Source organism: Xanthomonas sp. NCPPB 3005 (assembly GCF_041228095.2).
Classification (GTDB): Bacteria; Pseudomonadota; Gammaproteobacteria; order Xanthomonadales; family Xanthomonadaceae; genus Xanthomonas_A; species Xanthomonas_A bonasiae.
The window spans coordinates 2572217-2593517 of sequence record NZ_CP166096.2; the positions used below are offsets into that span (position 1 = coordinate 2572217).

At 68.9% G+C, this 21301-nt stretch carries 18 protein-coding genes; 7 read left to right on the forward strand and 11 right to left on the reverse strand.

Features of this window, described 5'->3' with window-relative positions; translation table 11 throughout:
• Positions 1-47: 47 nt before the first annotated feature.
• The 3 genes from zupT to AB8810_RS11235 form a co-directional block, all read right to left on the reverse strand.
• Positions 48-869 carry a zinc transporter ZupT gene (gene zupT, locus AB8810_RS11225; protein WP_191824124.1) on the reverse strand — a complete coding sequence of 274 codons (822 nt, stop codon included), beginning with the start codon at positions 867-869 and terminating at the stop codon, positions 48-50.
• 127 nt (positions 870-996) lie between these two features.
• Positions 997-1440: an energy transducer TonB gene (locus AB8810_RS11230; RefSeq protein ID WP_225209664.1), complete on the reverse strand. Its 444-nt coding sequence runs from the start codon at positions 1438-1440 to the stop codon at positions 997-999.
• 5 nt (positions 1441-1445) lie between these two features.
• The gene (locus tag AB8810_RS11235; RefSeq protein ID WP_145706369.1) at positions 1446-1787 is read right to left on the reverse strand and encodes a 4a-hydroxytetrahydrobiopterin dehydratase; all 342 of its coding nucleotides are present in this window, start codon (positions 1785-1787) and stop codon (positions 1446-1448) included.
• A 91-nt stretch (positions 1788-1878) separates the two neighbouring features.
• On the opposite strand from AB8810_RS11235, the gene AB8810_RS11240 reads away from it, so the two are divergent.
• Together AB8810_RS11240 and AB8810_RS11245 are read left to right on the forward strand one after the other, a co-directional pair.
• Positions 1879-2475 (forward strand): NfuA family Fe-S biogenesis protein, encoded by a 597-nt coding sequence (locus AB8810_RS11240; RefSeq protein ID WP_003468698.1) that lies wholly within the window; start codon positions 1879-1881, stop codon positions 2473-2475.
• A gap of 16 nt (positions 2476-2491) precedes the next feature.
• Positions 2492-4192, forward strand: coding sequence for a hypothetical protein (locus tag AB8810_RS11245; RefSeq protein ID WP_369916554.1), 1701 nt, complete (start codon positions 2492-2494; stop codon positions 4190-4192).
• A gap of 490 nt (positions 4193-4682) precedes the next feature.
• Here the strand turns inward: AB8810_RS11245 and AB8810_RS11250 are convergent, their stop codons facing one another.
• The gene (locus AB8810_RS11250; RefSeq protein ID WP_179564965.1) at positions 4683-5144 is read right to left on the reverse strand and encodes a cytochrome c; all 462 of its coding nucleotides are present in this window, start codon (positions 5142-5144) and stop codon (positions 4683-4685) included.
• A 7-nt stretch (positions 5145-5151) separates the two neighbouring features.
• Positions 5152-5541 carry a cytochrome c gene (locus tag AB8810_RS11255; RefSeq protein WP_179564963.1) on the reverse strand — a complete coding sequence of 130 codons (390 nt, stop codon included), beginning with the start codon at positions 5539-5541 and terminating at the stop codon, positions 5152-5154.
• A gap of 217 nt (positions 5542-5758) precedes the next feature.
• On the opposite strand from AB8810_RS11255, the gene AB8810_RS11260 reads away from it, so the two are divergent.
• The 3 genes from AB8810_RS11260 to AB8810_RS11270 are packed head-to-tail and all read left to right on the forward strand — an operon-like array spanning position 5759 to position 13484.
• Positions 5759-6883: an efflux RND transporter periplasmic adaptor subunit gene (locus AB8810_RS11260; RefSeq protein WP_179564961.1), complete on the forward strand. Its 1125-nt coding sequence runs from the start codon at positions 5759-5761 to the stop codon at positions 6881-6883.
• The gene (locus tag AB8810_RS11265) at positions 6883-10401 is read left to right on the forward strand and encodes an efflux RND transporter permease subunit (protein WP_206228906.1); all 3519 of its coding nucleotides are present in this window, start codon (positions 6883-6885) and stop codon (positions 10399-10401) included. Before AB8810_RS11260 ends, AB8810_RS11265 begins: the two co-directional genes overlap by 1 nt.
• Positions 10398-13484, forward strand: a complete 3087-nt coding sequence (locus AB8810_RS11270) for an efflux RND transporter permease subunit (RefSeq protein WP_191824129.1) — start codon at positions 10398-10400, stop codon at positions 13482-13484. Before AB8810_RS11265 ends, AB8810_RS11270 begins: the two co-directional genes overlap by 4 nt.
• A 203-nt stretch (positions 13485-13687) precedes the next feature.
• Here the strand turns inward: AB8810_RS11270 and AB8810_RS11275 are convergent, their stop codons facing one another.
• From AB8810_RS11275 to ykgO, 6 genes are all read right to left on the reverse strand, one after another.
• The gene (locus AB8810_RS11275) at positions 13688-14971 is read right to left on the reverse strand and encodes a TraB/GumN family protein (protein ID WP_179564955.1); all 1284 of its coding nucleotides are present in this window, start codon (positions 14969-14971) and stop codon (positions 13688-13690) included.
• 4 nt (positions 14972-14975) lie between these two features.
• Complete coding sequence (locus tag AB8810_RS11280; protein ID WP_369916555.1) at positions 14976-15524, reverse strand: N-acetyltransferase family protein; 549 nt, start codon at positions 15522-15524, stop codon at positions 14976-14978.
• Positions 15521-16423, reverse strand: coding sequence for a carbon-nitrogen hydrolase (locus tag AB8810_RS11285; RefSeq protein WP_206228907.1), 903 nt, complete (start codon positions 16421-16423; stop codon positions 15521-15523). Before AB8810_RS11285 ends, AB8810_RS11280 begins: the two co-directional genes overlap by 4 nt.
• A gap of 312 nt (positions 16424-16735) precedes the next feature.
• A complete protein-coding gene (locus AB8810_RS11290; RefSeq protein WP_369916556.1) occupies positions 16736-17773 on the reverse strand; it encodes an agmatine/peptidylarginine deiminase in 1038 nt (345 codons plus the stop codon).
• Positions 17774-17917: 144 nt separating this feature from the next.
• Positions 17918-18247 carry a hypothetical protein gene (locus AB8810_RS11295; protein WP_179564949.1) on the reverse strand — a complete coding sequence of 110 codons (330 nt, stop codon included), beginning with the start codon at positions 18245-18247 and terminating at the stop codon, positions 17918-17920.
• 128 nt (positions 18248-18375) lie between these two features.
• Complete coding sequence (gene ykgO, locus AB8810_RS11300) at positions 18376-18501, reverse strand: type B 50S ribosomal protein L36 (RefSeq protein WP_005913193.1); 126 nt, start codon at positions 18499-18501, stop codon at positions 18376-18378.
• Between the two features lie 172 nt (positions 18502-18673).
• Between ykgO and cmk the strand changes: the two genes are divergently transcribed.
• Entirely contained in the window at positions 18674-19345 is a 672-nt protein-coding gene (gene cmk, locus AB8810_RS11305) for a (d)CMP kinase (RefSeq protein ID WP_206228909.1), read from the forward strand.
• Positions 19346-19582: 237 nt separating this feature from the next.
• Positions 19583-21262, forward strand: a complete 1680-nt coding sequence (gene rpsA / locus AB8810_RS11310) for a 30S ribosomal protein S1 (protein WP_179564947.1) — start codon at positions 19583-19585, stop codon at positions 21260-21262.
• Positions 21263-21301 lie beyond the last annotated feature (39 nt).

A 21301-nucleotide genomic window follows, 5' to 3' on the forward strand; every position in this document is an offset into this window, starting at 1 on the left:
CAACACGGGCGCGCCAGCGTTCGTTCAGCCGGGCCGCCGCTGCCGGCTCAGGGCGTGGTGGACAGGCGGAACAGCACCAGGCTCAGCGCCAGCGTGGCCATGCCGGCGACCAGTCCGTACACGGTTTCGTGGCCCTTTGCGTAGCGCTTGGCCGCCGGCAGCAATTCGTCCAGGGCCAGGAACACCATCACCCCGGCGATGACCCCGAACACCGAGCCGAAGATCGCCTCGGACAGGAATCGCGACAGCGCCACGTAGCCGATGATCGCGCCGATCGGCTCGGCTAGGCCCGACAGCAGGCTGGCGGCGAAGGCATAGGATTTGCGCCCGGTGGCGTAGTGCACCGGCACCGCGATGGCGATGCCTTCGGGGATGTTGTGCACGGCGATCGCGAACGCCAGCGGCATGCCCACGGTGGGGCTTTCCAGGGTGGCGAAGAAGGTCGCCAGGCCTTCCGGAAAGTTGTGCGCGGTGATCGCCACGGCAGTCAGCAGGCCGACGCGCTTGACGTAGGCGCGGTTGTCGGCGCGGAACAGCGGGTCCTGGGCATTGAGGCTTTCGTGCGGATTGGGCACCAGCCGGTCGATCACCACGATCAGCGCCATGCCGGCCAGGAACGCCAGCGTGGCATAGGCGTAGCCCAGCCGCGGATCGAACGCGTGGCTGAAGGAGGCGACCGACTTGCCGAGGATCTCGGTCAGCGACACGTACACCATCGCGCCGCCGGCGAAGGCCAGGCCGAAGGCGAGCAGGCGCGGATTGGGGCCTTTGGTGAACAGCACCAGCACACTGCCCAGGCCGGTGGCCAGGCCGGCGGCCAGGGTCACCGCCAAGGCGATCCATACGTTGTGCGACGGAATATCCAGCATGCGCCAGGCGGCTCCTGTGTCGAGACGGGGATGGAGACAGGGATGGAAGCGGGCGCGAGGCTGGCGGAATGTGAAGGCGGCGCACCGCCAAGGCCGGCGGCGCGCGCAAGCGGCCCGCGGGCCGCGTTCAGCTGGAGTGGTGCGCCTGCGCGTCGAGCGCGAAGCAGCGGTCCGGCCGCGGTTGCGGCGGATTGAAGTTGACCGGCACCTGGATCGTGCGCGGCACCGCCTTGCCGTCGCGCGTGGCGGGCTTGAAGATCCACTCGCGCACGCGCTGCTGCGCCGACGCGTCGAGTTTGGGCTGGCCGCTGCTGCTGACCAGCTGCACGTCGGTGGGCTTGCCCTGCACGCCGACCACCACGCTCAGCACTGCCTTGCCGCCGAGCCCGGCGCAGGCCAGTTCGATCGGGTAGTCCGGCGGCGGGGTCTGTACCGCGGCGACTTCGGTCGGCGCGGCGGCCACGCTCTGGGTCTGCGATTGCCCGGACTTGCCGCAGCCGCCGAGCAGCAGGACGGCAGCGAGCGGCAGGCAGGAGGCGGCGAGGATGGAACGGCGGGATGCGGCAGGCATGGGGATCATTCCGGTAGGGCCGAGGCTTTGGCGGCGCAGATGAAGTCGTTTTCGCTGAGGCCGCCGACGTCGTGGGTGGAATAGCGCACCACCACGCGGTCGTAGTGCACGCCCAGGTCGGGGTGGTGGTCTTCGCGGTGCGCGATCCAGGCCAGCGCGTTCACGAACGCCAGGGTGCGGTAGTAGTCGGGGAAGCGGAACGTGCGGCTGATCGCCATGCCGTTCTCGACCAGCTCCCAGCCGGGCACCTGCGGCAGCAATTCGGCCAGGCGCGCCTGGGTGAGCTTGTATTCGCTGCCCTTGCAGGGCGAGCAATGGGCCTGTGCGAGCGGGATCAGGTCGTTCATTGTTGGAGCCTCCGCGGCAGGCTGGCTGAACGCGCCGCCGATGGGAAAAGTTCGCGATGAGCCGGTCGCGTGGAAGCGTTAGAATAACCGCATGATCCAGATCTCCGACAACGCGCAGACCCATTTCCGCAAACTGCTCGAACGCGAGGCCGTGCCCGGCATGGGCGTGCGCCTGAGCGCGGTCGATCCCGGCACCGCACGCGCCGACGCGCGGCTGGAGTTCGCCGAGCCGGCGGACCTGGCCGGCGACGAATGGGCGATCGACTGCGCCGGCTTCACCCTGTATGTGGCCGCCGACAGCGTCGGCTGGCTGGACGGCGCCGAGATCGACTACGTTACCCAGGGCACCGGCCAGCAATTGACGATCAAGGCGCCGAAGATCAAGGGCGAGGCGCCGGGCGAGGCCGCCTCGCTGGTCGAGCGGGTGCGCTGGGTGGTCGAGAACGAGGTCAATCCGCAGCTGGCCCAGCACGGCGGCCGCGTGGCGGTGCAGGAAGTGTCGGCCGAGGGCGTGGTGCTGCTGCGCTTCGGCGGCGGCTGCCACGGCTGCGGCATGGCCGACGTGACCCTGAAGCAGGGCATCGAGAAGACGCTGATGGGACGCGTGCCGGGCATCACCGCCGTGCGCGACGCCACCGACCACGACAGCGGCAGCGCCCCGTACATCCCGCGCGATTCCGCGGCCTGATTCCTCCTCTACGCCGGTGACGCGCGCCGCCGACATCCTCGCCGCGCTGTTGGCGCGCTCGCCGCGCAAGCTGCTGCGCGATCGCCGCACCGGCCTGCCGTACGGCTGGGCGCACTGGATCTCCTCGCAGCCGGTCAAGCCGCGTCCGTTCGTCTCCTCCGAGTTGATCGCAGCGTTGCCGCAACCGGCGCCGGCACCGACCTCGCGCCTGCCCGCATTGAGTCCATGGCAGGCATTCCGCCGACTGTGGTGGCAGGACTGGGACCCGGCGCCGTACGACCAGCGCTGGTGGCGGCGGATCGCGGCGCTGGTCAGCCTGGCCTTGCATCTGCTGTTCGCGCTGTTCCTGCTGTGGGTCGCCTTCGTGCGCCTGTTGCCGCCGCGCCCGGACGCGAGCGAGGCCGGGCGCGTGCAGGTGGAATTCGTGGGCCGCGGCACGCCGGCCGAGACCGGTGGCGGCGCGGACGCGCAAGACCCGGCGGCCGCTGCCGCCGCGCAAGCCGCAGCGGCGAGTGCGCAGCGGGCAGCGGCGACGACTGCCGTCACCCAGCCCAAGACCGCAGCCGCGGCGCCGGCCGCCTCCGCCACGCCAGCGGCGAGCACCGCGCAGGCGGTGCCCAGTCCACCACCGCCGCCGCCGGATCAGCCGCTGCAGGTCACCGAGACCGCGCAGCCGAGCAGCGATTTCGTGCTGCCGCCGCCCAGCGTGCGCGAACCGACGCTGACCCTGCGCGAGATCGCGCCGCCGAGCGTGCAGGTGCCGGAGCGCGAAGTCGAAGTGGTCACCGAGATGCCGACGGTGGCGCAGATCCGTCCGCGCGACGTGCCGGTGCCGCGCCCGTCGGAACCCCAGTTGCAGGTACGCGAGCGCGAAGTGCCCGAGCCGCTGCCGCAGGTCCAGGTGCAGATGCCGCAGATCCGCGCGCGCGATCCCGCACCGACGCTGCGCACGCCGGAGGCGCCGCAGGTGCGGCAGATCGAACTGCCGACGCCTGCAACGGCGGCGACGCCGACGCCGCCAGCGGCGGTGCAGCCCGAGGTGCCGGCAAGCGCATCGGCGGCTGGCGCGGCCTTGGCGCAGGCGGCGGCCCAGACCAGCGCCGCGGCGCAAGGCAAGGCCGAGTCGCGAACGCCAGCTGGCAGCGGTGCCGCGCCGCCGGGCAGCCAGGCGGCCGCGCCGGGCAGCGGTCCGGCGGCGGTCGCGCACGACGGCGGCTGGGCGACGCCGCAACGCGGCGACGACTGGGGCGCTTCGGCGCGCAACCGCGCCGGCGACGCCGGAGCCGGCGCCAGCCAGCGCAATGGCATGTTCAACGGCGATGGCAGCGTGCGCGTGCCTGGCGGCGAAGGGCAGGGCAAGGCGCCGCCGCGCGGCGCGCCCGGCAGCGAGACCGACAGTTGGTCGCGCGACCAGATCGCCAATGCCGGGCAGTGGCTCAAGCGTCCGCCTTACGACTACAAGCCGACCTCGTTCGACAAGTATTGGTTGCCGAACGCGACGCTGCTGGAAGAGTGGGTGCGGCGCGGCATCAAGACCGTCAACATCCCGATTCCCGGTACCACCAGCAGCATTTCCTGCGTGGTCTCGATCCTGCAGCTGGGCGGCGGCTGCGGCATCACCGATCCGAACCTCAACGACCAGCCCGCCGGCGCGCGGCCGCCGCCGGCGGTGCCGTTCAAGCCGGGCCTGCAGGAAGACAACGGCAGCGTGAAGTAGGCGCCGGGAGTTCGCGCATCTGCGCTGTGGCGTCCAGCCAGCCGTGATTGCCCGGCACGCATGCGGCAGCGATTCGCCAACATGCAGACGCCTGCCTCCTGCCTCCTGCATTCTGCAGGCGCGGCCATCTTGCTGATGCGGCCATCCTGCAGGTACGGCTTCAGCCGCGACAGAATCTATCGGTAAATGCCTGTCGCGGCTGAAGCCGCTCCTACAGAACTCGCGGCCGACGGGTTGAATGCACAGTAGGAGCGGCTTCAGCCGCGACCGATCGCCGAAACCGGCTTAACGCCGGATTGCGTTCGCCGCGGCTACAGAAGAGTGGCTCGCCGCCGACATGCGGGCGATCGCGCTCAATCCAGATGCGCACACACCGCCTCGCCGATCTCGGCCGGTCCGGCACGAAGCCGGGCACCTGACGCCGGCTATGTCGCGTTTGGCGTGCAGACTTGCGGTGGAAACCGGTGCCGGCAAGATGCCGGCGCCGCGATCACTTCACGCCGTGCAGGTCGCGCAGCTGGGTGGCGCGCGATCCGAAATACGCCGCCAGGTCGGCGATGTCCTGGTCGCTGAGCGGCGCCGCCTGCGGGGTCATCAGCGGATGCTGGCGATCGCCGGCACGGTACGCCTGCAGGGCATGCGCGACATAGTCGCCGTACTGGCCGCCGAGCTTGGGGTAGCTCGGGTCGATCGGCGCGTTGCCGTCGGCGCCGTGGCAGTCGATGCAGCTCTGCCCGGTGGCCTTGCCCTTGGCGTGGGCCAGTTTCTCGCCGGCGGCGGCGCGCCCGCTCGGCAGGCCGGCGGACGAGCCGGACCCATGTTCGCCACTGGCGTGGCCGGGGTCACCGGCGGACTGGCTGGTGGATTCCACCTGCGATTGCGAACACGCCCCCAGGCACAGGGCAGCAAGCAGGACGATGGCGGGACGCAATGCGTGCGCGGCTTTCGGCATGGGATGGCTACTTGAGGGTGGTCAGGTAAGCGGCGATGTCGGCGATGTCCTGGTCGGAGAAGCTCTCCGCCTGGGCCTGCATGGTCGGATGCTTGCGCTTGCCGAGCCGGTATTCGGTCAGCGCCTGGGTCAGGTACTGCGCCGACTGGCCGCCGATCTTGGGAACGCGGTAGCTCGGGTAGGCATTCTTGTAGCCGGTGACGCCGTGGCAGCCCTGGCAGGTATAGGTCAGCAGTCTGCCGTTGTCGGCATGGCCGACGGCGGCAGCGGGCGCCGCCGGGGCGGCGGCTGGGGCGGGAGCGGCGGGCGCCGGCGCGGTCTGCGCCGCGGCCGGGGCAACCCCGAGAGAAACGAGTACGGCCAAAGCAAAACAAGCGGCTAGCGGCTGCGTGCGCATGGTTTCGTGGTCCGGAGGACGGGACTGGGAGTTCCGGCGTGGGGGAACACGGAACGACCCGAGTATAGCCTGGCCTTTCGCGGCTCCGAAACAGGCCTTGGGAATCCTCCACGCCGCACCGTGCGGTGGACCATGACCTTTGGCTCATTCACCTGGGCGTCATCAGGTGATCTACTTACCTACAACACCATTCACGCCATCCACCAGGGACACGACGATGACGCGATATTCCACGCGCCGACGCACCGCCAGCTGCGCCGCCGCGCTGTTGATCACCTCCACGCTGTTGCTCGGCGGCTGCAAGCCGGCGGCCGGCGATGCGCAGGCCAAGGCCAAGGAGGCCGAGAAGGCGCCCGACGCGGTCCCGGTCGAGGTGGCCAAGGCCAGCCGGCGCGCGGTGGCGGCCAGCTACAGCGGCACCGCGGCGCTGGAGGCGCGCGCCGAATCGCAGGTGGTGGCCAAGACCTCCGGCGTGGCGCTGGCGGTGCTGGCCGAGGAGGGCCAGCAGGTCCGCGCCGGGCAGCCGCTGGTGCGGCTGGATCCGGACCGCGCGCGGCTGGCGGTGGCGCAGAGCGAGGCGCAGCTGCGCAAGCTGGAGAACAACTACCGGCGCTCGGAGCAACTGGTCGGCCAGCAACTGGTCAGCGCCGCCGATGTCGACCAGATCAAGTACGACCTGGCCAACGTGCGCGCGCAGCACCAGCTGGCGTCGCTGGAGCTGTCCTACGCGACGGTGGTCGCGCCGATCTCCGGAGTGATCGCGTCGCGTTCGATCAAGACCGGCAACTTCGTGCAGATCAATACGCCGATCTTCCGCATCGTCGACGACTCGCGCCTGGAAGCCACGCTCAACGTGCCCGAGCGCGAGCTGGCCACGCTCAAGGCCGGGCAGCCGGTGACGCTGCTGGCCGATGCCCTGCCGGGCAAGCAGTACCTCGGCAAGGTCGATCGCATCGCGCCGGTGGTGGATTCGGGCAGCGGCACGTTCCGCGTGGTGTGCGCGTTCGAGGAAGGGGCCGAAGCCTTGCAGCCTGGCATGTTCGGGCGCATCCGCATCGACTACGACCAGCGCGCCGATGCGCTGGTGGTGCCGCGCCTGGCGCTGCTCGACGACGGCGAGCCGGCGGTGTTCCGGGTCAGTGCCGGCAAGGTCACGCGGGTGCCGGTCAAGCTGGGCTACTCCGAAGGCCCGTGGGTGGAGATCCGCGACGGCCTGCAGCCCGGCGACCAGGTGGTCACCGCCGGCAAGGTCGCCTTGCGCGACGGCAGCCGCGTGCAGGTGATCGCGCCGCAGCGCGAGGTTGCCGAGGTCGGCGGCGGCGCCGCGGTCGGAGCGCACTGATGACCAGCGCCGGTTCCGATCACGGCAGCGATCCGCACGAACATTCGCCGCCGGGCGTGCGCGGCGGTGGGCTGGTCGAATTCGCCACGCGCCGCCGCGTCACCATCGCGATGGCCACGGTGACGCTGCTGCTGTTCGGCGTGATCGCGCTGAACAGCCTCAAGGTCAACCTGCTGCCCGACCTGAGCTATCCGACCCTGACCGTGCGCACCGAGTACACCGGCGCGGCGCCGTCGGAGATCGAGACGCTGGTGACCGAGCCGGTCGAGGAAGCGGTCGGCGTGGTCAAGAACCTGCGCAAGCTCAAGTCGGTGTCGCGCACCGGGCAGAGCGACGTGGTGCTGGAGTTCGCCTGGGGCACCAACATGGACCAGGCCAGCCTGGAGGTGCGCGACAAGATGGAGGCGCTGGAGCTGCCGCTGGAAGCCAAGGCGCCGGTGCTGCTGCGCTTCAATCCGTCCACCGAGCCGATCATGCGCCTGGTGCTGGCGAGCAAGGCGACGCCGGCCAGCGACGCCGATGCGGTGCGCGCGCTGACCCAGTTGCGCCGCTATGCCGACGAAGACCTGAAGAAGAAGCTGGAGCCGGTGGCCGGCGTGGCCGCAGTCAAGGTCGGCGGCGGACTGGAAGACGAGATCCAGGTCGACATCGACCAGCAGCGGCTGGCGCAGCTGAGCCTGCCGATCGACAACGTCATCACCCGGCTCAAGGAAGAGAACATCAACATCTCCGGCGGGCGCCTGGAGCAGGGCTCGCAGCGCTACCTGGTGCGCACGGTCAACCAGTTCGTGGATCTGGACGAGATCCGCAACCTGCTGCTGACCACGCAGGGTGCGGGCAGCAGCGCCGCCGACTCGGCGATGCAGCAGATGTACGCGATCGCCGCCTCGACCGGCTCGGAAGCGGCGCTGGCCGCGGCCTCGGCGGCGCAGAGCGCCTCGTCCAGTTCCACTACCACCATCGCCAACGGCATGCCGGTGCGGCTGAAGGACGTGGCCGAGGTGCGGCAGGGCTACAAGGAGCGCGAGGCGATCATCCGCCTGGGCGGCAAGGAAGCGGTGGAACTGGCGATCTACAAGGAAGGCGACGCCAACACCGTGTCCACCGCGGCGGCGCTGCGCAAGCGCCTGGAGCAGCTGAAGACGCAGATCCCGCCGGACGTGGAACTGACCACGCTGGAAGACCAGTCGCGCTTCATCGAGCACGCCATCGGCGACGTCAAGAAGGACGCGGTGATCGGCGGCCTGCTGGCGATCCTGATCATCTTCCTGTTCCTGCGCGACGGCTGGAGCACGTTCGTGATCAGTCTGTCGCTGCCGGTGTCGATCGTGGCCACGTTCTTCTTCATGGGCCAGCTCGGGCTGAGCTTGAACGTGATGTCGCTGGGCGGACTGGCGCTGGCCACCGGGCTGGTGGTGGACGATTCGATCGTGGTGCTGGAGAGCATCGCCAAGGCGCGCGAGCGCGGCCTGAGCATCCTCGATGCGGCGATCGCCGGCACCCGCGAGGTGAGCATGGCGGTGGTCGCCTCGACCCTGACCACGATCGCGGTGTTCCTGCCGCTGGTGTTCGTCGAGGGCGTGGCCGGGCAGCTGTTCCGAGACCAGGCACTGACCGTGGCGATCGCGATCGCGATCTCGCTGGTGGTGTCGATGACCCTGATCCCGATGCTCAGTTCGCTGAAGGGACGCCCGCCGCTGGCGTTCCCGCCCGAACCCGAGCAGCCGCAATGGCAGCCGCAGCGCGGCTGGCTGAAGCCGGTGGCGTGGGGCCGGCGCGGTGCCGCCGCGGCGGTGCGCGGCGGTTTCTTCGGCGTGGCGTGGCTGGTGGTGCGGCTGTGGCGCGGCGGCGTGGCGGTGATCGCGCCGGTGATGCGCAAGGCCAGCGACCTGGCGATGGCGCCATATGCGCGCGCCGAACGCGGCTATCTGCGGTTGCTGCCGGGCGCGTTGGCGCGGCCGTGGCAGGTGCTGGGACTGGCTGCGCTGGCATTCGCGGCGACCTTGGCGGTGGTGCCGATGCTCGGCGCCGACCTGATTCCGCAATTGGCGCAGGACCGCTTCGAGATGACGGTGAAGCTGCCGGCCGGTACGCCGTTGCGGCAGACCGATGCGCTGGTGCGCGAACTGCAGGAAACCCACGGCAAGGACGCCGGCGTGCAGGCGCTGTACGGCGTCAGCGGCAGCGGCACCCGGCTCGACGCCAGCCCCACCGAAAGCGGCGAGAACATCGGCAAGCTGACCATCGCCATGGCCGGCGGCGGCAGCGCGCAGTTCGAGGCGCAGCAGAGCGACCGTATGCGCGCGACGATGCGCAAGCATCCGGGCGTGCAGGTCGGTTTCAGCCGCCCGGAGCTGTTCAGTTTCTCCACGCCGCTGGAAATCGAGCTGCGCGGGCAGGACCTGGAGACGATCCAGCACGCCGGCCAGAAGCTGACCGCGATGTTGCGCGGCAATGGCCACTACGCCGACGTGAAATCGACGGTGGAAGAGGGCTTCCCGGAAATCCAGATCCGCTTCGACCAGGAACGTGCCGGTGCGCTGGGCCTGACCACGCGGCAGATCGCCGACGTGGTGGTGAAGAAGGTGCGCGGCGACGTCGCCACCCGCTACAGCTTCCGCGACCGCAAGATCGACGTGCTGGTGCGCGCGCAGCAGAGCGACCGCGCCAGCGTCGACAGCATCCGCCGGCTGATCGTCAATCCCGGCAGCAGCAAGCCGGTGACGCTGGATGCGGTCGCCGACGTGGTCGCCACCACCGGTCCCAGCGAGATCCACCGCGCCGACCAGATCCGCGTGGCGATCGTGTCGGCCAACCTGCGCGACATCGACCTGGGCGGTGCGGTGCGCGAGGTGCAGGACATGGTCGCGCGCGAGCCGCTCGGCGCCGGCGTCGGCATGCACATCGGCGGGCAGGGCGAGGAACTGGCGCAGTCGGCCAAGTCGCTGCTGTTCGCGTTCGGCTTGGCGATCTTCCTGGTGTACCTGGTGATGGCCTCGCAGTTCGAATCGCTGCTGCACCCGTTCGTGATCCTGTTCACCATCCCGCTGGCGATGGTCGGCGCGGTGCTGGCGCTGCTGCTGACCGGCAAGCCGGTATCGGTGGTGGTGTTCATCGGCCTGATCCTGCTGGTCGGGCTGGTGACCAAGAACGCGATCATCCTGATCGACAAGGTCAACCAGCTGCGCGAAGAGGGCGTGGCCAAGCGCGAGGCGCTGATCGAGGGCGCACGCTCGCGTTTGCGGCCGATCATCATGACCACGCTGTGCACGCTGTTCGGCTTCCTGCCGCTGGCGGTGGCAGCGGGCGAGGGCGCCGAAGTACGCGCGCCGATGGCGATCACCGTGATCGGCGGCCTGCTGGTGTCCACGCTGCTGACGCTGGTGGTGATCCCGGTGGTCTACGACCGCCTGGATCGTCGCGCCGACGGCTATTACGCCGAGCGCGGGCAGCGCGCGCGGCGGCGTCTGGAAGGGCTTGGCCACGGCGCAGGCGACGGCGCGGGTGAACCGGCATGAGCGTCGCCGAGTTCAGCATCCGCCGTCCGATCACCACCATCATGTGCTTCGTGTCGCTGGTGGTGGTCGGATTGATCGCGGCGTTCCGGTTGCCGCTGGAGGCGTTGCCGGATATCTCCGCGCCGTTCCTGTTCGTGCAGTTGCCCTACAGCGGCTCGACTCCCGACGAGGTCGAACGCAACCTGGTGCGGCCGACCGAGGAAGCGCTGGCGACGATGACCGGGATCAAGCGCATGCGCTCGACCGCGACCGCCGACGGCGCCAACATTTTCATCGAGTTCTCCGATTGGGATCGCGACATCGCCATCGCCGCCTCCGACGCGCGCGAGCGCATCGACGCGATCCGCGCCGACCTGCCCGACGACCTGCAGCGCTACCACGTGTTCAAGTGGTCCAGCAGCGACGAGCCGGTATTGAAGGTGCGCCTGGCTGGCGCGGCCGACCTGACCGGCGCCTACGACATGCTCGACCGCGAGTTCAAGCGGCGCCTGGAACGCATCCCCGGCGTGGCCAAGGTGGAAGTGTCCGGCGCGCCGCCGAACGAGGTGGAGATCGCGATCGCGCCGGACCGGCTCAGCGCGCACAACCTCAGCCTCAACGATCTCAGCGAGCGCCTGGGCAAGCTCAATTTCTCGCTGTCGGCCGGGCAGATCGACGACCACGGCCAGCGCCTGCGGGTGCAGCCGGTCGGCGAACTGCGCGACCTGCAGGAACTGCGCGACCTGGTCATCGACAACAAGGGCTTGCGCCTGGGCGATATCGCCGACATCCGGCTGAAGCCGACCCGGATGAACTACGGCCGGCGCCTGGACGGGCGCCCGGCGGTGGGCCTGGACGTGTACAAGGAACGCAGCGCCAACCTGGTCGAGGTGTCGCGCGCGGTGCTGGCCGAGGTGGAGCAGATCCGCACCCAGCCGGCGCTCAGCGACGTGCAGGTCAAGGTCATCGACAACCAGGGCAAGGCGGTGACCTCGTCGCTGACCGAACTGGCCGAGGCCGGCGGGGTCGGCCTGCTGCTGTCGGTGACGGTGCTGTTCTTCTTCCTGCGCCACTGGCCGTCGACGCTGATGGTGACCCTGGCGATCCCGATCTGCTTCACCATCACCCTGGGCTTCATGTACTTCGCCGGGGTGACCCTCAACATCCTGACCATGATGGGCCTGCTGCTGGCGGTGGGCATGCTGGTGGACAACGCGGTGGTGGTGGTGGAGAGCATCTACCAGGAACGCGAGCGCATGCCGGACCAGCCGCAGCTGGCCTCGATCATCGGCACCCGCAACGTGGCCATCGCGCTGTCGGCCGGCACCCTGTGCCACTGCATCGTGTTCGTGCCGAACCTGTTCGGCGAAACCAACAACATCAGCATCTTCATGGCGCAGATCGCGATCACCATCTCGGTGTCGCTGCTGGCCTCGTGGCTGGTGGCGGTGAGCCTGATCCCGATGCTGTCCGCGCGCATGCGCACGCCGGCGCTGGTCCGCTCCGAGCGCGGCCTGATCCCGCGCCTGCAGCGCCGCTATGCCCGCGTGCTGCGCTGGTCGCTGGCCCATCGCGGCTGGAGCGTGGCCGCGATCGCGCTGATCACCGCGCTCAGCGTGGTGCCGATGCTGCAGACCAAGAAGGACATGTTCGGCGGCGACGGCGGCGAACAGATCTTCATCGGCTACCAGTGGAAGGGGTCGTATACGCGCGAGCAGCTGTCCACCGAGGTCGCCAAGCTCGAACGCTTCATCGACGCGCGCCGCCAGCGCTACCACGTCACCCAGGTGTATTCGTGGTTCAGCGAAGTGGAAGGCAGCAGCACCACGCTGACCGTGGACCTCAAGCAGGTGCGCGACCTGCAGGCGCTGATCGAACAGATCCGCAAGGAGCTGCCGCGCTCGGCGCTGGCCGACTACAGCGTCGGCAGCAACGGCAACGGCAATGGACAGGGCAGCGGCGCGCAGAGCGTGCAGGTGCAACTGGTCGGCGATTCCACCCAGACGCTGCGCGCGATCGCCGACGACGTGGTGCCGCTGCTGGCGCGGCGCAAGGAATTGCGCGACGTGCGCGTGGACACCGGCGACCGCACCACCGAGCTGGCGGTGCGGGTGGATCGCGACCGCGCCTCGGCGTTCGGCTTCAACGCCGAGCAGGTCGCCAGCTTCGTCGGCCTGGCGCTGCGCGGCGCCTCGCTGCGCGAGTTCCGCCGTGGCGACAACGAGGTGCCGGTGTGGGTCCGCTTCGCCGGCGCCGAGGAGACCACGCCCGAGGACCTGGACAGCTTCAACGTGCGCACCAAGGACGGGCGCAGCGTGCCGTTGCTGAGCCTGGTGGACGTGCAGACGCGGCCGGCGGCGACCCAGATCGGGCGCACCAACCGGCAGACCACGCTGACCATCACCGCCAACCTCGGGGTCAAGGTCACGCCGGCGGAGGCCAAGCAGGCGATGGAGGACACGCTCAAGGGCGTCAGCTTCCCGGCCGGCTACCACTACAGTTTCGATGGCGCCGATGGCCAGGACGAGGACAAGGCCGGCCAGCAGATGATGTTCAATCTGCTGATCGCGCTGTTGATGATCTACGTGGTGATGGCCGCGGTGTTCGAATCGCTGCTGTTCCCGGCGGCGATCATGAGCGGCGTGCTGTTCTCGATCTTCGGCGTGTTCTGGCTGTTCTGGATCACCGGCACCAACTTCGGGATCATGGCCTTCATCGGCATCCTGGTGCTGATGGGCGTGGTGGTGAACAACGGCATCGTGATGATCGAGCACATCAACAATCTGCGCCGGCGCGGCCTGGGCCGGACCGAGGCGCTGGTGGAAGGGTCGCGCGAGCGCTTGCGGCCGATCATGATGACCATGGGCACCGCGATCCTGGCGATGGTGCCGATCTCGCTGACCACCACGCAGATGTTCGGCGACGGCCCGGCCTACTACCCGATGGCGCGCGCGATCGCCGGCGGCCTGGCGTTCTCCACCGTGGTCAGCCTGCTGTTCCTGCCGACCATCTACGCGATCCTCGACGATCTCAGTGGCGGCGTGGCGCACCTGGTACGCCGCGCCCGTGGCGGCCGCGGCGTGCCGGCGCCGCAGCTGTCCTGACCAAGGCAGATGTGCCGCGCGCCGGAATGGCTCGCGCGCTCGTCGCCTGCGGCATATCGTGCAAAAACTTGGGGGAGGGGCTTCAGCCCCGACGCCGTTATCGATAGAGCGTCGGGGCTGAAGCCCCTCCCACGACGGTTGACGACACGGCCGCCATACGCGATGGGGCAGGGCGCATGGCCCTGCCGCCGCGGCGCGCTAGCTCAACCGGCCAGCTTGCCGAAGATGCGGAATCCCGCCAGCCACACCCCGACCATGCTGCCGAGGTTGGTCAGCAGGAAGGTCAGCACCACCCGCGAGACGCGGTTGCGGTACCAGCCGCGCAGGTTCTGCGCGTCGTCGCGCAGCGCCAGGAAGTCGCCGTAGGCCGGCTTGCGCATGTGCACCTCGACCAGCGCGCTGAACGCACCGGCCGGCACGCCGGGCCGGAACGGCTTCAGCGGCGCGGCGATGGCGCCGGCGACGATGCTCAGCGGATGGCCGCCGGCCAGCAGGCAGCCCAGCCCGGCCAGGCCGCCGGTGAACAGCACCCACTGCAGCAGCAGGTCGGTGCCCAGCGCGAAGCCGCCGCGCCAGTAGCCCCAGGCCACGCCGCCCAGCACCAGCGCGGTCAGGGTCAGGGTGATCCACGGAACCTTTTTCTTGGTCGGCACGTCTTCCAGCGTCTTGCGCAGCGTGGCCGGATCGTCCTGATCGTCCTGCAGGTGCCTGGCCAGGCCGGCCAGATGACCGGCACCGACCACCGCCAGCACGTCGCGGATGCCGTCGGCACGTGCGCTGTCGAGATAGTCCGGGGTCGCGATCGGCGTCTGGCCGGGCGCGGCCCGCTGCGCGTGTTCCTCGCGCAGGCGGGTGGCCATGTAGCGGTCGCGCTCGGCGATGATGGTGTCGTACAGCGCCGGGCTTTCGCTGGCGAAGTCGCCGAAGCTGGCCTCGAGCATGTCGCCCTGCTTGAGCTTCTCGATCTCCGCCTCGCCGACCTCGTCGGAGGCGAACAGGCCGCCGAGCAGGCCGCTGCCGAGCTTGAGTTTGCCGAAGAAACCGAGCCGGCCGGAGGCGCGCTTGAAGGTCAGTCCGACCTCGCGGTCGATCAGGTACACCGGCAGCTGCCGCTCGCGCGCCAACAGCACTGCGCGCTTGAGTTCGGCGCCGGGTTCGATGCCCAACTGCTCGGCCAGGCGCCGCTGGTAGGCGGCCAACGCCAGGTTCGCCGCGAACAGCGCCACCCGGCCCTTGCGGATCACCTGCACCAGGTCCAGCTTGGTCAGCGCGTCCGGGTCGGTCAGCGCCTGCAGCCGTTGCGGGTCCAGCTCCACCGCGACCGCATCGAAGCGGCCGCTGTCGATCGCCCGTTCCACGGCGGCGACGCTGGCCAGCGACACATGCGCGGTGCCGAGCAGGGTATAGCGCACGCCGTCGCGCTCGACGATGCGGTACGGCTGGCCGGCGAACAGGGCGTCGTCGCCGGCCTGGGAAAGTTCGTTCATTCCATCACTCATCGGAGGGCGCCTCGTCGGCGCCGGAGCCCAGCGGGCGTTGCATCTGTAGGGTGTCCAGCCAGCGGCCATGCTTGCGGCCGAGTCCGGTGAATACGCCGACCGGGATGAAGCCATGGCGTTCGTGCAGGCGGATCGAGGCCTGGTTGGTCGAGTCGCCGATCACCGCCACCATCTGCCGGAAGCCGCGCGCCTCGCAGTCCGCGATCAGCGCCTGCAGCAGCGCCGTGCCGATCCCGCGGCCGCGCAGCGCCGGCGCCACGTAGATCGTGTCCTCCACCGTCCAGCGGTAGCCGATGCGAGCGCGGTAGCTGCTCGCGTAGGCATAGCCGGCGAGGCGGCCGTCGGCGGTCTGCGCGATCAGATAGGGGTAGCCGCGTGCGACGACGTCCTGCATCCGCCGCAGCATTTCCGCCTGGTCCGGCGCATCGTACTCGTAGGTATTGACGTTGCAGCGCACCTCGTCGGCGTACAGCGCGGCGATCGCGGCAATGTCGGCGGCCTCGGCGGCACGCAGCTGCAGGTCGTCCAAGAGGCGGCTCAATCGATGTAGCGCTTCAGCAGATCGCCATAGGCGTCGATGCGGCGGTCGCGCAGGAACGGCCAGATCCGCCGCACGTGCTCGCTGCGCTGCAGGTCCACGTCGCAGACCAGCACGGTCGGTTCGGCGCCGGCTTCGGCGATGAATTCGCCCTGCGGGCCGAGCACGTGGCTGTTGCCCCAGAACTGGATGCCGGCCGCGCCCACCACGCCATCGGCAGCCAGCGGCGAGGCTTCGTGGCCGACCCGGTTGCAGCTGAGCACCGGCACGCCGTTGGCGACGGCATGGCCGCGATGGCTGAGGATCCAGGCGTCGCGCTGGCGCTCCTGCTCGGCCTGCTCGTCGCTGGGATCCCAGCCGATCGCGGTCGGATACAGCAGCAGTTCGGCACCGGCCAGCGCCATCAGCCGCGCCGCTTCCGGATACCACTGGTCCCAGCACACCAGCACGCCGAGGCGGCCGACCGAGGTCTGGATCGGGGTGAAGCCGAGATCGCCCGGGGTGAAATAGAACTTCTCGTAGAAGCCCGGATCGTCCGGAATATGCATCTTGCGGTACTTGCCGAGCAGGCTGCCGTCCTTCTCGAACACCACCGCGGTGTTGTGGTACAGGCCGGCGGCGCGGCGCTCGAACAGCGAGGCGACCAGCACCACGCCATGGCGCCTGGCCAGCGCGCCGAGGCGCTCGGTGCTGGGGCCGGGAATCGGCTCGGCCAGATCGAATTCGTCCACCGACTCGTGCTGGCAGAAGTAGGCGCCGTTGTGCAGTTCCTGCAGCAGCACCAGCTGTGCGCCCTGCGCCGCGGCCTCGGCCACGCGCGATTCGATGACCGCCAGATTCGCCGCGGCATCGCCATGGTTGCGCTCCTGGATCAGCGCGACGGAAAGAGTGTTTCGGCTCATTGCGGAAGGATGGTCGGCGAAAGCGCGCATGGTAACGCGGATGGCGCCGCGGCAGGTTCCCGGCAGATGAATGCCGCCCGGCGCGGCGTGGCGATGTTCCTGGGGGCACGGCGTTGAGGCGCGAGCGCCGTGCGGTGCCGAATGCGGTGCGCTGCCCAGGTTCCGCAGAGGGGTATGAATGCCGGCGTTCTGTCGCCATCGCCGCCTCGGGAGCGGAGTCCTCCGGCGGCGCGGATGGCGATGCCTGCGGGGCGGTGCGGCCTGGCGAAAGCCTGCAGTCGCTCCCGCGCGCCTTCGATCAGCGAACGCGGATCAGGCCGCCAGCACGCCCTCGGGCAGCTGCATGGTGATGCAGTGCAGGCTGCCGTTCTGCCAGATCAGCGCGCGGCACGGGATCGGCACGATGTCGTGCTGCGGGAACGCCTGCGCCATCACCGCCTGCGCCTGCGCATCGGCCGCATCGCCATAGGCCGGCATCAGCACCGCGCCGTTGACGATCAGGAAGTTGGCGTAGGACGCGGCCAGGCGCCGGCCGTGGTCGATCACCGGCTGCGCCCACGGCAGCGGGAACAGCCGGTACGGGCGACCGTCGGCGGTGCGCAGCGCTGCCAGTTCGGCGCCCATCGCCTGCAGTTCGGCGTAGTGCGAATCGCTCGCGTCGTCGCAGGCCTGGTAGACGATCGCGTCTTCGCTGGCGAAGCGGGCGAGGGTATCGATATGCGCGTCGGTGTCGTCGCCTTCCAAGTAGCCGTGGTCCAGCCACAGCACGCGCTGCTGCGCCAGCCAGTCGGCCAGGTCGCGGCTCAGCGATTCGCGCGAGCGCTGCGGATGGCGTTCGTGCAGGCACTGCCAGGTGGTCAGCAGGGTGCCGGCGCCGTCGCTGTCGATCGCGCCGCCTTCCAGCGCGAAATCGATGCTGCGCACATCGCTGTCCGCAAACAGCTGCTGCGCGGCGAGCGCGCTGACCAATTGGTCGTCGCGGCTGGCCTGGAACTTGCCGCCCCAGCCGGTGAAACGGAAGTCCAGCAAGCGGAAACCGCCGCCGGCGTGGGCCAGGGTGATCGGGCCGGAATCGCGCAGCCAGGTGTCGTCGTAGTCGGCCTCGACGAACTGCACGCGCTGCATGTCCACCCGCGCCGAGCGCAGCCTCGCCTCGGCATAGATCTGCAGGTCGGCATCGGCGACGCAGATCAGTACGCGCTGGTAGCGCACGATCGCCGCGACCAGCGCGATATAGGTCTCCTCGACCTCGGCCAGGCGCTCGGCCCAGTCGGTGCCGGCATGCGGCCAGGCGATCAGGATGGCGGACTGGGGCTCCCATTCCGCGGGAAGGCGAAGGCTGTCGCTCATTGCAGACCACTACTCACGTCGTACCGGACCGAAGCCAGGCTGTTATTTAAGTCCCCGCACATGGATGTGCGGGCTTTTGAAGGATTCGCAGACATCGGGCTCTTGCGAAGGGGCTCGCATCCCGACTCGCATCACCGACTCGCATCACCGAATCGCAGGCTTGGGCCCAACCTCGTTGGCATCGGCCTGGTTGGCGACCACGTCCACCACCTTGTGCTTCTCGAAGTACACGGTGAAGGCCGGATACACCCAGCGGTTGATGGTCGGCCACTGCCGCTTCTGTCCGCCGCGCGGTTCCAGCTTCTGCTGCGGGGCGCCGTAGCGCGACTCGACCTCGCCCATGCTCAGCCCGCGCGCCGGCATCGCCGCCACGGGTTCCTGCTTGACCCGTTCGACCAGCAGGGTCTCGGCGTGGGCGCCCCCGGCCAGGCCCAGGACGACCAGCAGCGGCAGTACGGACAGACGGTGCTTCATCACGGTGTGCTCCCCAGAGGACGAACGGCGATTACAGCAAATTTCGGCAACAAAAAACCGCCCGAAGGCGGCTTTCGTCGATGACCCGCAACCGTGCGCGCGGTGCCGCAGGGCGGGCCGTCGTCGGATCAGCGCTGGCGAGCCTTGAAACGCGGGTTCGACTTGCAGATCACGAAAACCTTGCCGCGGCGGCGGACCACCTTGCAGTCGCGGTGACGGGTCTTCGCCGACTTCAGGGAGGACAGGACTTTCATGGCACACCTCGGCGTAAACTTGTGGATTAGAGAAGGAAACGGCGCGGCGAAACCACGTCGCTGGATCAGTAAGCCGGCGAGTATAGCCTGGTTTTCTTCATGGTTTCAACTGCTTGCGCCAGCCAGGCCGGCGCCGGGGCTACAATGCGCCGCCCCCCGTCCGAGGAACCGCATGAACGACCCCGCTCCCGTCCTGACCATCGATGGCCCTTCCGGGGCCGGCAAAGGCACCGTCAGCCGCATCGTCGCCGGCAAGCTGGGCTGGCATTACCTGGATTCGGGCGCACTGTACCGGGCGGTCGGCGTGGCCGCCAGCTGGGCGAACCTGGACATTTCCGACGCCGCGGCGCTGGTGCGCTGCACCTTCGATACCCATGTCACCTTCGAGGACGTGGCCGGTCGCGGCCTGCGGGTCAGGATCAACGAGGTCGACGCCACCGACGAGCTGCGGCTGGAGACCACCGGCGCGGTGGCCTCGGCGATCGCCGCGATTCCGGAGGTGCGCGCGGCGCTGAAGCAGCGCCAGCGCGCGTTCCGGCGCCCGCCGGGGCTGGTCGCCGACGGCCGCGACATGGGCACGGTGATTTTCCCGGACGCCCCGTACAAGGTGTTCCTGACCGCCAGTGCCGAGGAGCGCGCCATGCGCCGGCATAACCAGTTGAAGGAAAAAGGAGTTTCCGTTATATTCGACGACCTGCTGCGCGAGATCATGGCCCGCGACGCACGCGATGCCCAACGTTCGGTGGCGCCCCTGAAGCCGGCAGACGATGCCGTCCTCCTCGACACCACCGGCATGGACATCGAACAGGTGGTCGGCCGCGTCCTGGAGTTGCTGCCCGCCTGAGGGTCGCGCCGGGAGTAGGGCAGCAGCATGGCGCCGCTTCGGTGGCGTGCAGGCGATGTACCCGCAATCCGCTTCACGTAATGCCGCAATACCGTTGTTCCACGCGCCGCCGCGCAATGTCGCGCTGCGGTTTTTCCCATTTCACACCCGGCCGCGGTTTGGGCCGACTAACCAGGTGGGCAGTCCGCCGTTTCCAGAAGAAACGCACTGTCCGTGTGTCCACGAGAGTAATTTCAAATGACCGAATCTTTTGCCGAACTGTTCGAAGCCAGTCAAACCAATCTGGCCAAGCTGAAGCCGGGCTCCATCGTCACCGGTACCGTCGTGGAAGTCCGCGGCGACGTGGTGGTGATCAACGCCGGCCTGAAGTCCGAAGGCATCGTGCCGATCGAACAGTTCCGTAACGACGCTGGCGAGATCGACGTCGCCGAAGGCGACCTGGTCAAGGTCGCCCTCGACTCGCTCGAGAACGGCTTCGGCGAAACCGTGTTGTCGCGCGAGAAGGCCAAGCGCGCGATGGTGTGGGACGAGCTGGAAGAAGCGTTGGAAAAGAACGAGACCATCACCGGCCGCATCAGCGGCAAGGTCAAGGGTGGTTTCACCGTGGACATCAAGGATGTCCGCGCGTTCCTGCCGGGTTCGCTGGTCGATGTGCGCCCCGTGCGCGACCCGGCCTACCTGGAAGGCAAGGAGCTGGAGTTCAAGCTCATCAAGCTGGACCGCAAGCGCAACAACGTGGTGGTCTCGCGTCGTGCCGTGGTCGAGAGCGAGCACTCGGAAGAGCGCGAGCAGCTGATGGACAAGCTGCAGGAAGGCGCGATCCTGAAGGGCGTGGTCAAGAACCTGACCGATTACGGCGCGTTCGTGGACCTGGGCGGCATCGACGGCCTGCTGCACATCACCGACATGGCCTGGAAGCGCGTGCGCCATCCGTCCGAAGTCGTCAACGTCGGCGACGAGCTGGACGTGCGCGTGCTGAAGTTCGACCGCGAGCGCAACCGCGTTTCGCTGGGTCTGAAGCAGCTGGGCGAGGATCCGTGGGACAACATCGCGCGTCGTTACCCGGCCAACAGCCGCGTGTACGGCAAGGTCTCCAACGTCACCGATTACGGCGCGTTCGTCGAGATCGAGCCGGGCGTGGAAGGCCTGGTGCACGTGTCGGAAATGGATTGGACCAACAAGAACGTCAACCCGTCCAAGGTCGTGCAGGTCGGCGACGAGGTCGAGGTCATGGTCCTGGACGTGGACGAGGAGCGTCGCCGCATCTCGCTGGGCATGAAGCAGGTCGCCGCCAATCCGTGGGAAACCTTCGCTGCCACCCACAAGAAGAACGACAAGGTGTCCGGCCAGATCAAGTCGATCACCGACTTCGGCATCTTCATCGGCCTGGACGGCGGCATCGACGGCCTGGTGCACCTGTCGGACATCAGCTGGAACACCACCGGCGAAGACATCGTGCGCAACTTCAAGAAGGGCGACACGCTGGAAGCGGTGGTGCTGGCGGTGGATCCGGAGCGCGAGCGCATCAGCCTGGGCGTCAAGCAGCTGGAGCAGGATCCGTTCGGCCAGTACATGGCGGCCAATCCGAAGGGTTCGAAGGTCGAGGGCGTGGTGCGTGAAGTGGACGCCAAGGGCGCCACCATCGACCTGGCCGACGGCATCGAGGGCTACGTCGCCGCGCGCGACATCGCCAACGAGCGCGTCGACGATGCGACCCAGCACCTGAAGGTCGGCGACAAGATCGAAGCCAAGTTCGTGGGCATGGACCGCAAGGGCCGCACCCTGCAGCTGTCGATCAAGGCCAAGGACGATGCCGAAATGCGCGAAGTGCTGGAGGAATACCAGTCCGCGTCGGGCGGCACCACCCAGCTGGGCGCGCTGCTGCGTGCGCAGTTGAACGGCAACAAGTCCGAGTAATCCGCCACACGCAGCGTTTCTGGCACGGCCCGGTCGATC

What these genes read in the sequence shown, in the direction of transcription:
- zupT (WP_191824124.1), bottom strand. Translation starts at nt 869, where the DNA reads ATGCTGGATATTCCGTCGCACAACGTATGGATCGCCTTGGCGGTGACC.
- AB8810_RS11230 (WP_225209664.1), bottom strand. Translation starts at nt 1,440, where the DNA reads ATGCCTGCCGCATCCCGCCGTTCCATCCTCGCCGCCTCCTGCCTGCCG.
- AB8810_RS11235 (WP_145706369.1), bottom strand. Translation starts at nt 1,787, where the DNA reads ATGAACGACCTGATCCCGCTCGCACAGGCCCATTGCTCGCCCTGCAAG.
- AB8810_RS11240 (WP_003468698.1), top strand. Translation starts at nt 1,879, where the DNA reads ATGATCCAGATCTCCGACAACGCGCAGACCCATTTCCGCAAACTGCTC.
- AB8810_RS11250 (WP_179564965.1), bottom strand. Translation starts at nt 5,144, where the DNA reads ATGCCGAAAGCCGCGCACGCATTGCGTCCCGCCATCGTCCTGCTTGCT.
- AB8810_RS11255 (WP_179564963.1), bottom strand. Translation starts at nt 5,541, where the DNA reads ATGCGCACGCAGCCGCTAGCCGCTTGTTTTGCTTTGGCCGTACTCGTT.
- AB8810_RS11260 (WP_179564961.1), top strand. Translation starts at nt 5,759, where the DNA reads ATGACGCGATATTCCACGCGCCGACGCACCGCCAGCTGCGCCGCCGCG.
- AB8810_RS11265 (WP_206228906.1), top strand. Translation starts at nt 6,883, where the DNA reads ATGACCAGCGCCGGTTCCGATCACGGCAGCGATCCGCACGAACATTCG.
- AB8810_RS11270 (WP_191824129.1), top strand. Translation starts at nt 10,398, where the DNA reads ATGAGCGTCGCCGAGTTCAGCATCCGCCGTCCGATCACCACCATCATG.
- AB8810_RS11275 (WP_179564955.1), bottom strand. Translation starts at nt 14,971, where the DNA reads ATGAACGAACTTTCCCAGGCCGGCGACGACGCCCTGTTCGCCGGCCAG.
- AB8810_RS11285 (WP_206228907.1), bottom strand. Translation starts at nt 16,423, where the DNA reads ATGAGCCGAAACACTCTTTCCGTCGCGCTGATCCAGGAGCGCAACCAT.
- AB8810_RS11290 (WP_369916556.1), bottom strand. Translation starts at nt 17,773, where the DNA reads ATGAGCGACAGCCTTCGCCTTCCCGCGGAATGGGAGCCCCAGTCCGCC.
- AB8810_RS11295 (WP_179564949.1), bottom strand. Translation starts at nt 18,247, where the DNA reads ATGAAGCACCGTCTGTCCGTACTGCCGCTGCTGGTCGTCCTGGGCCTG.
- ykgO (WP_005913193.1), bottom strand. Translation starts at nt 18,501, where the DNA reads ATGAAAGTCCTGTCCTCCCTGAAGTCGGCGAAGACCCGTCACCGCGAC.
- cmk (WP_206228909.1), top strand. Translation starts at nt 18,674, where the DNA reads ATGAACGACCCCGCTCCCGTCCTGACCATCGATGGCCCTTCCGGGGCC.
- rpsA (WP_179564947.1), top strand. Translation starts at nt 19,583, where the DNA reads ATGACCGAATCTTTTGCCGAACTGTTCGAAGCCAGTCAAACCAATCTG.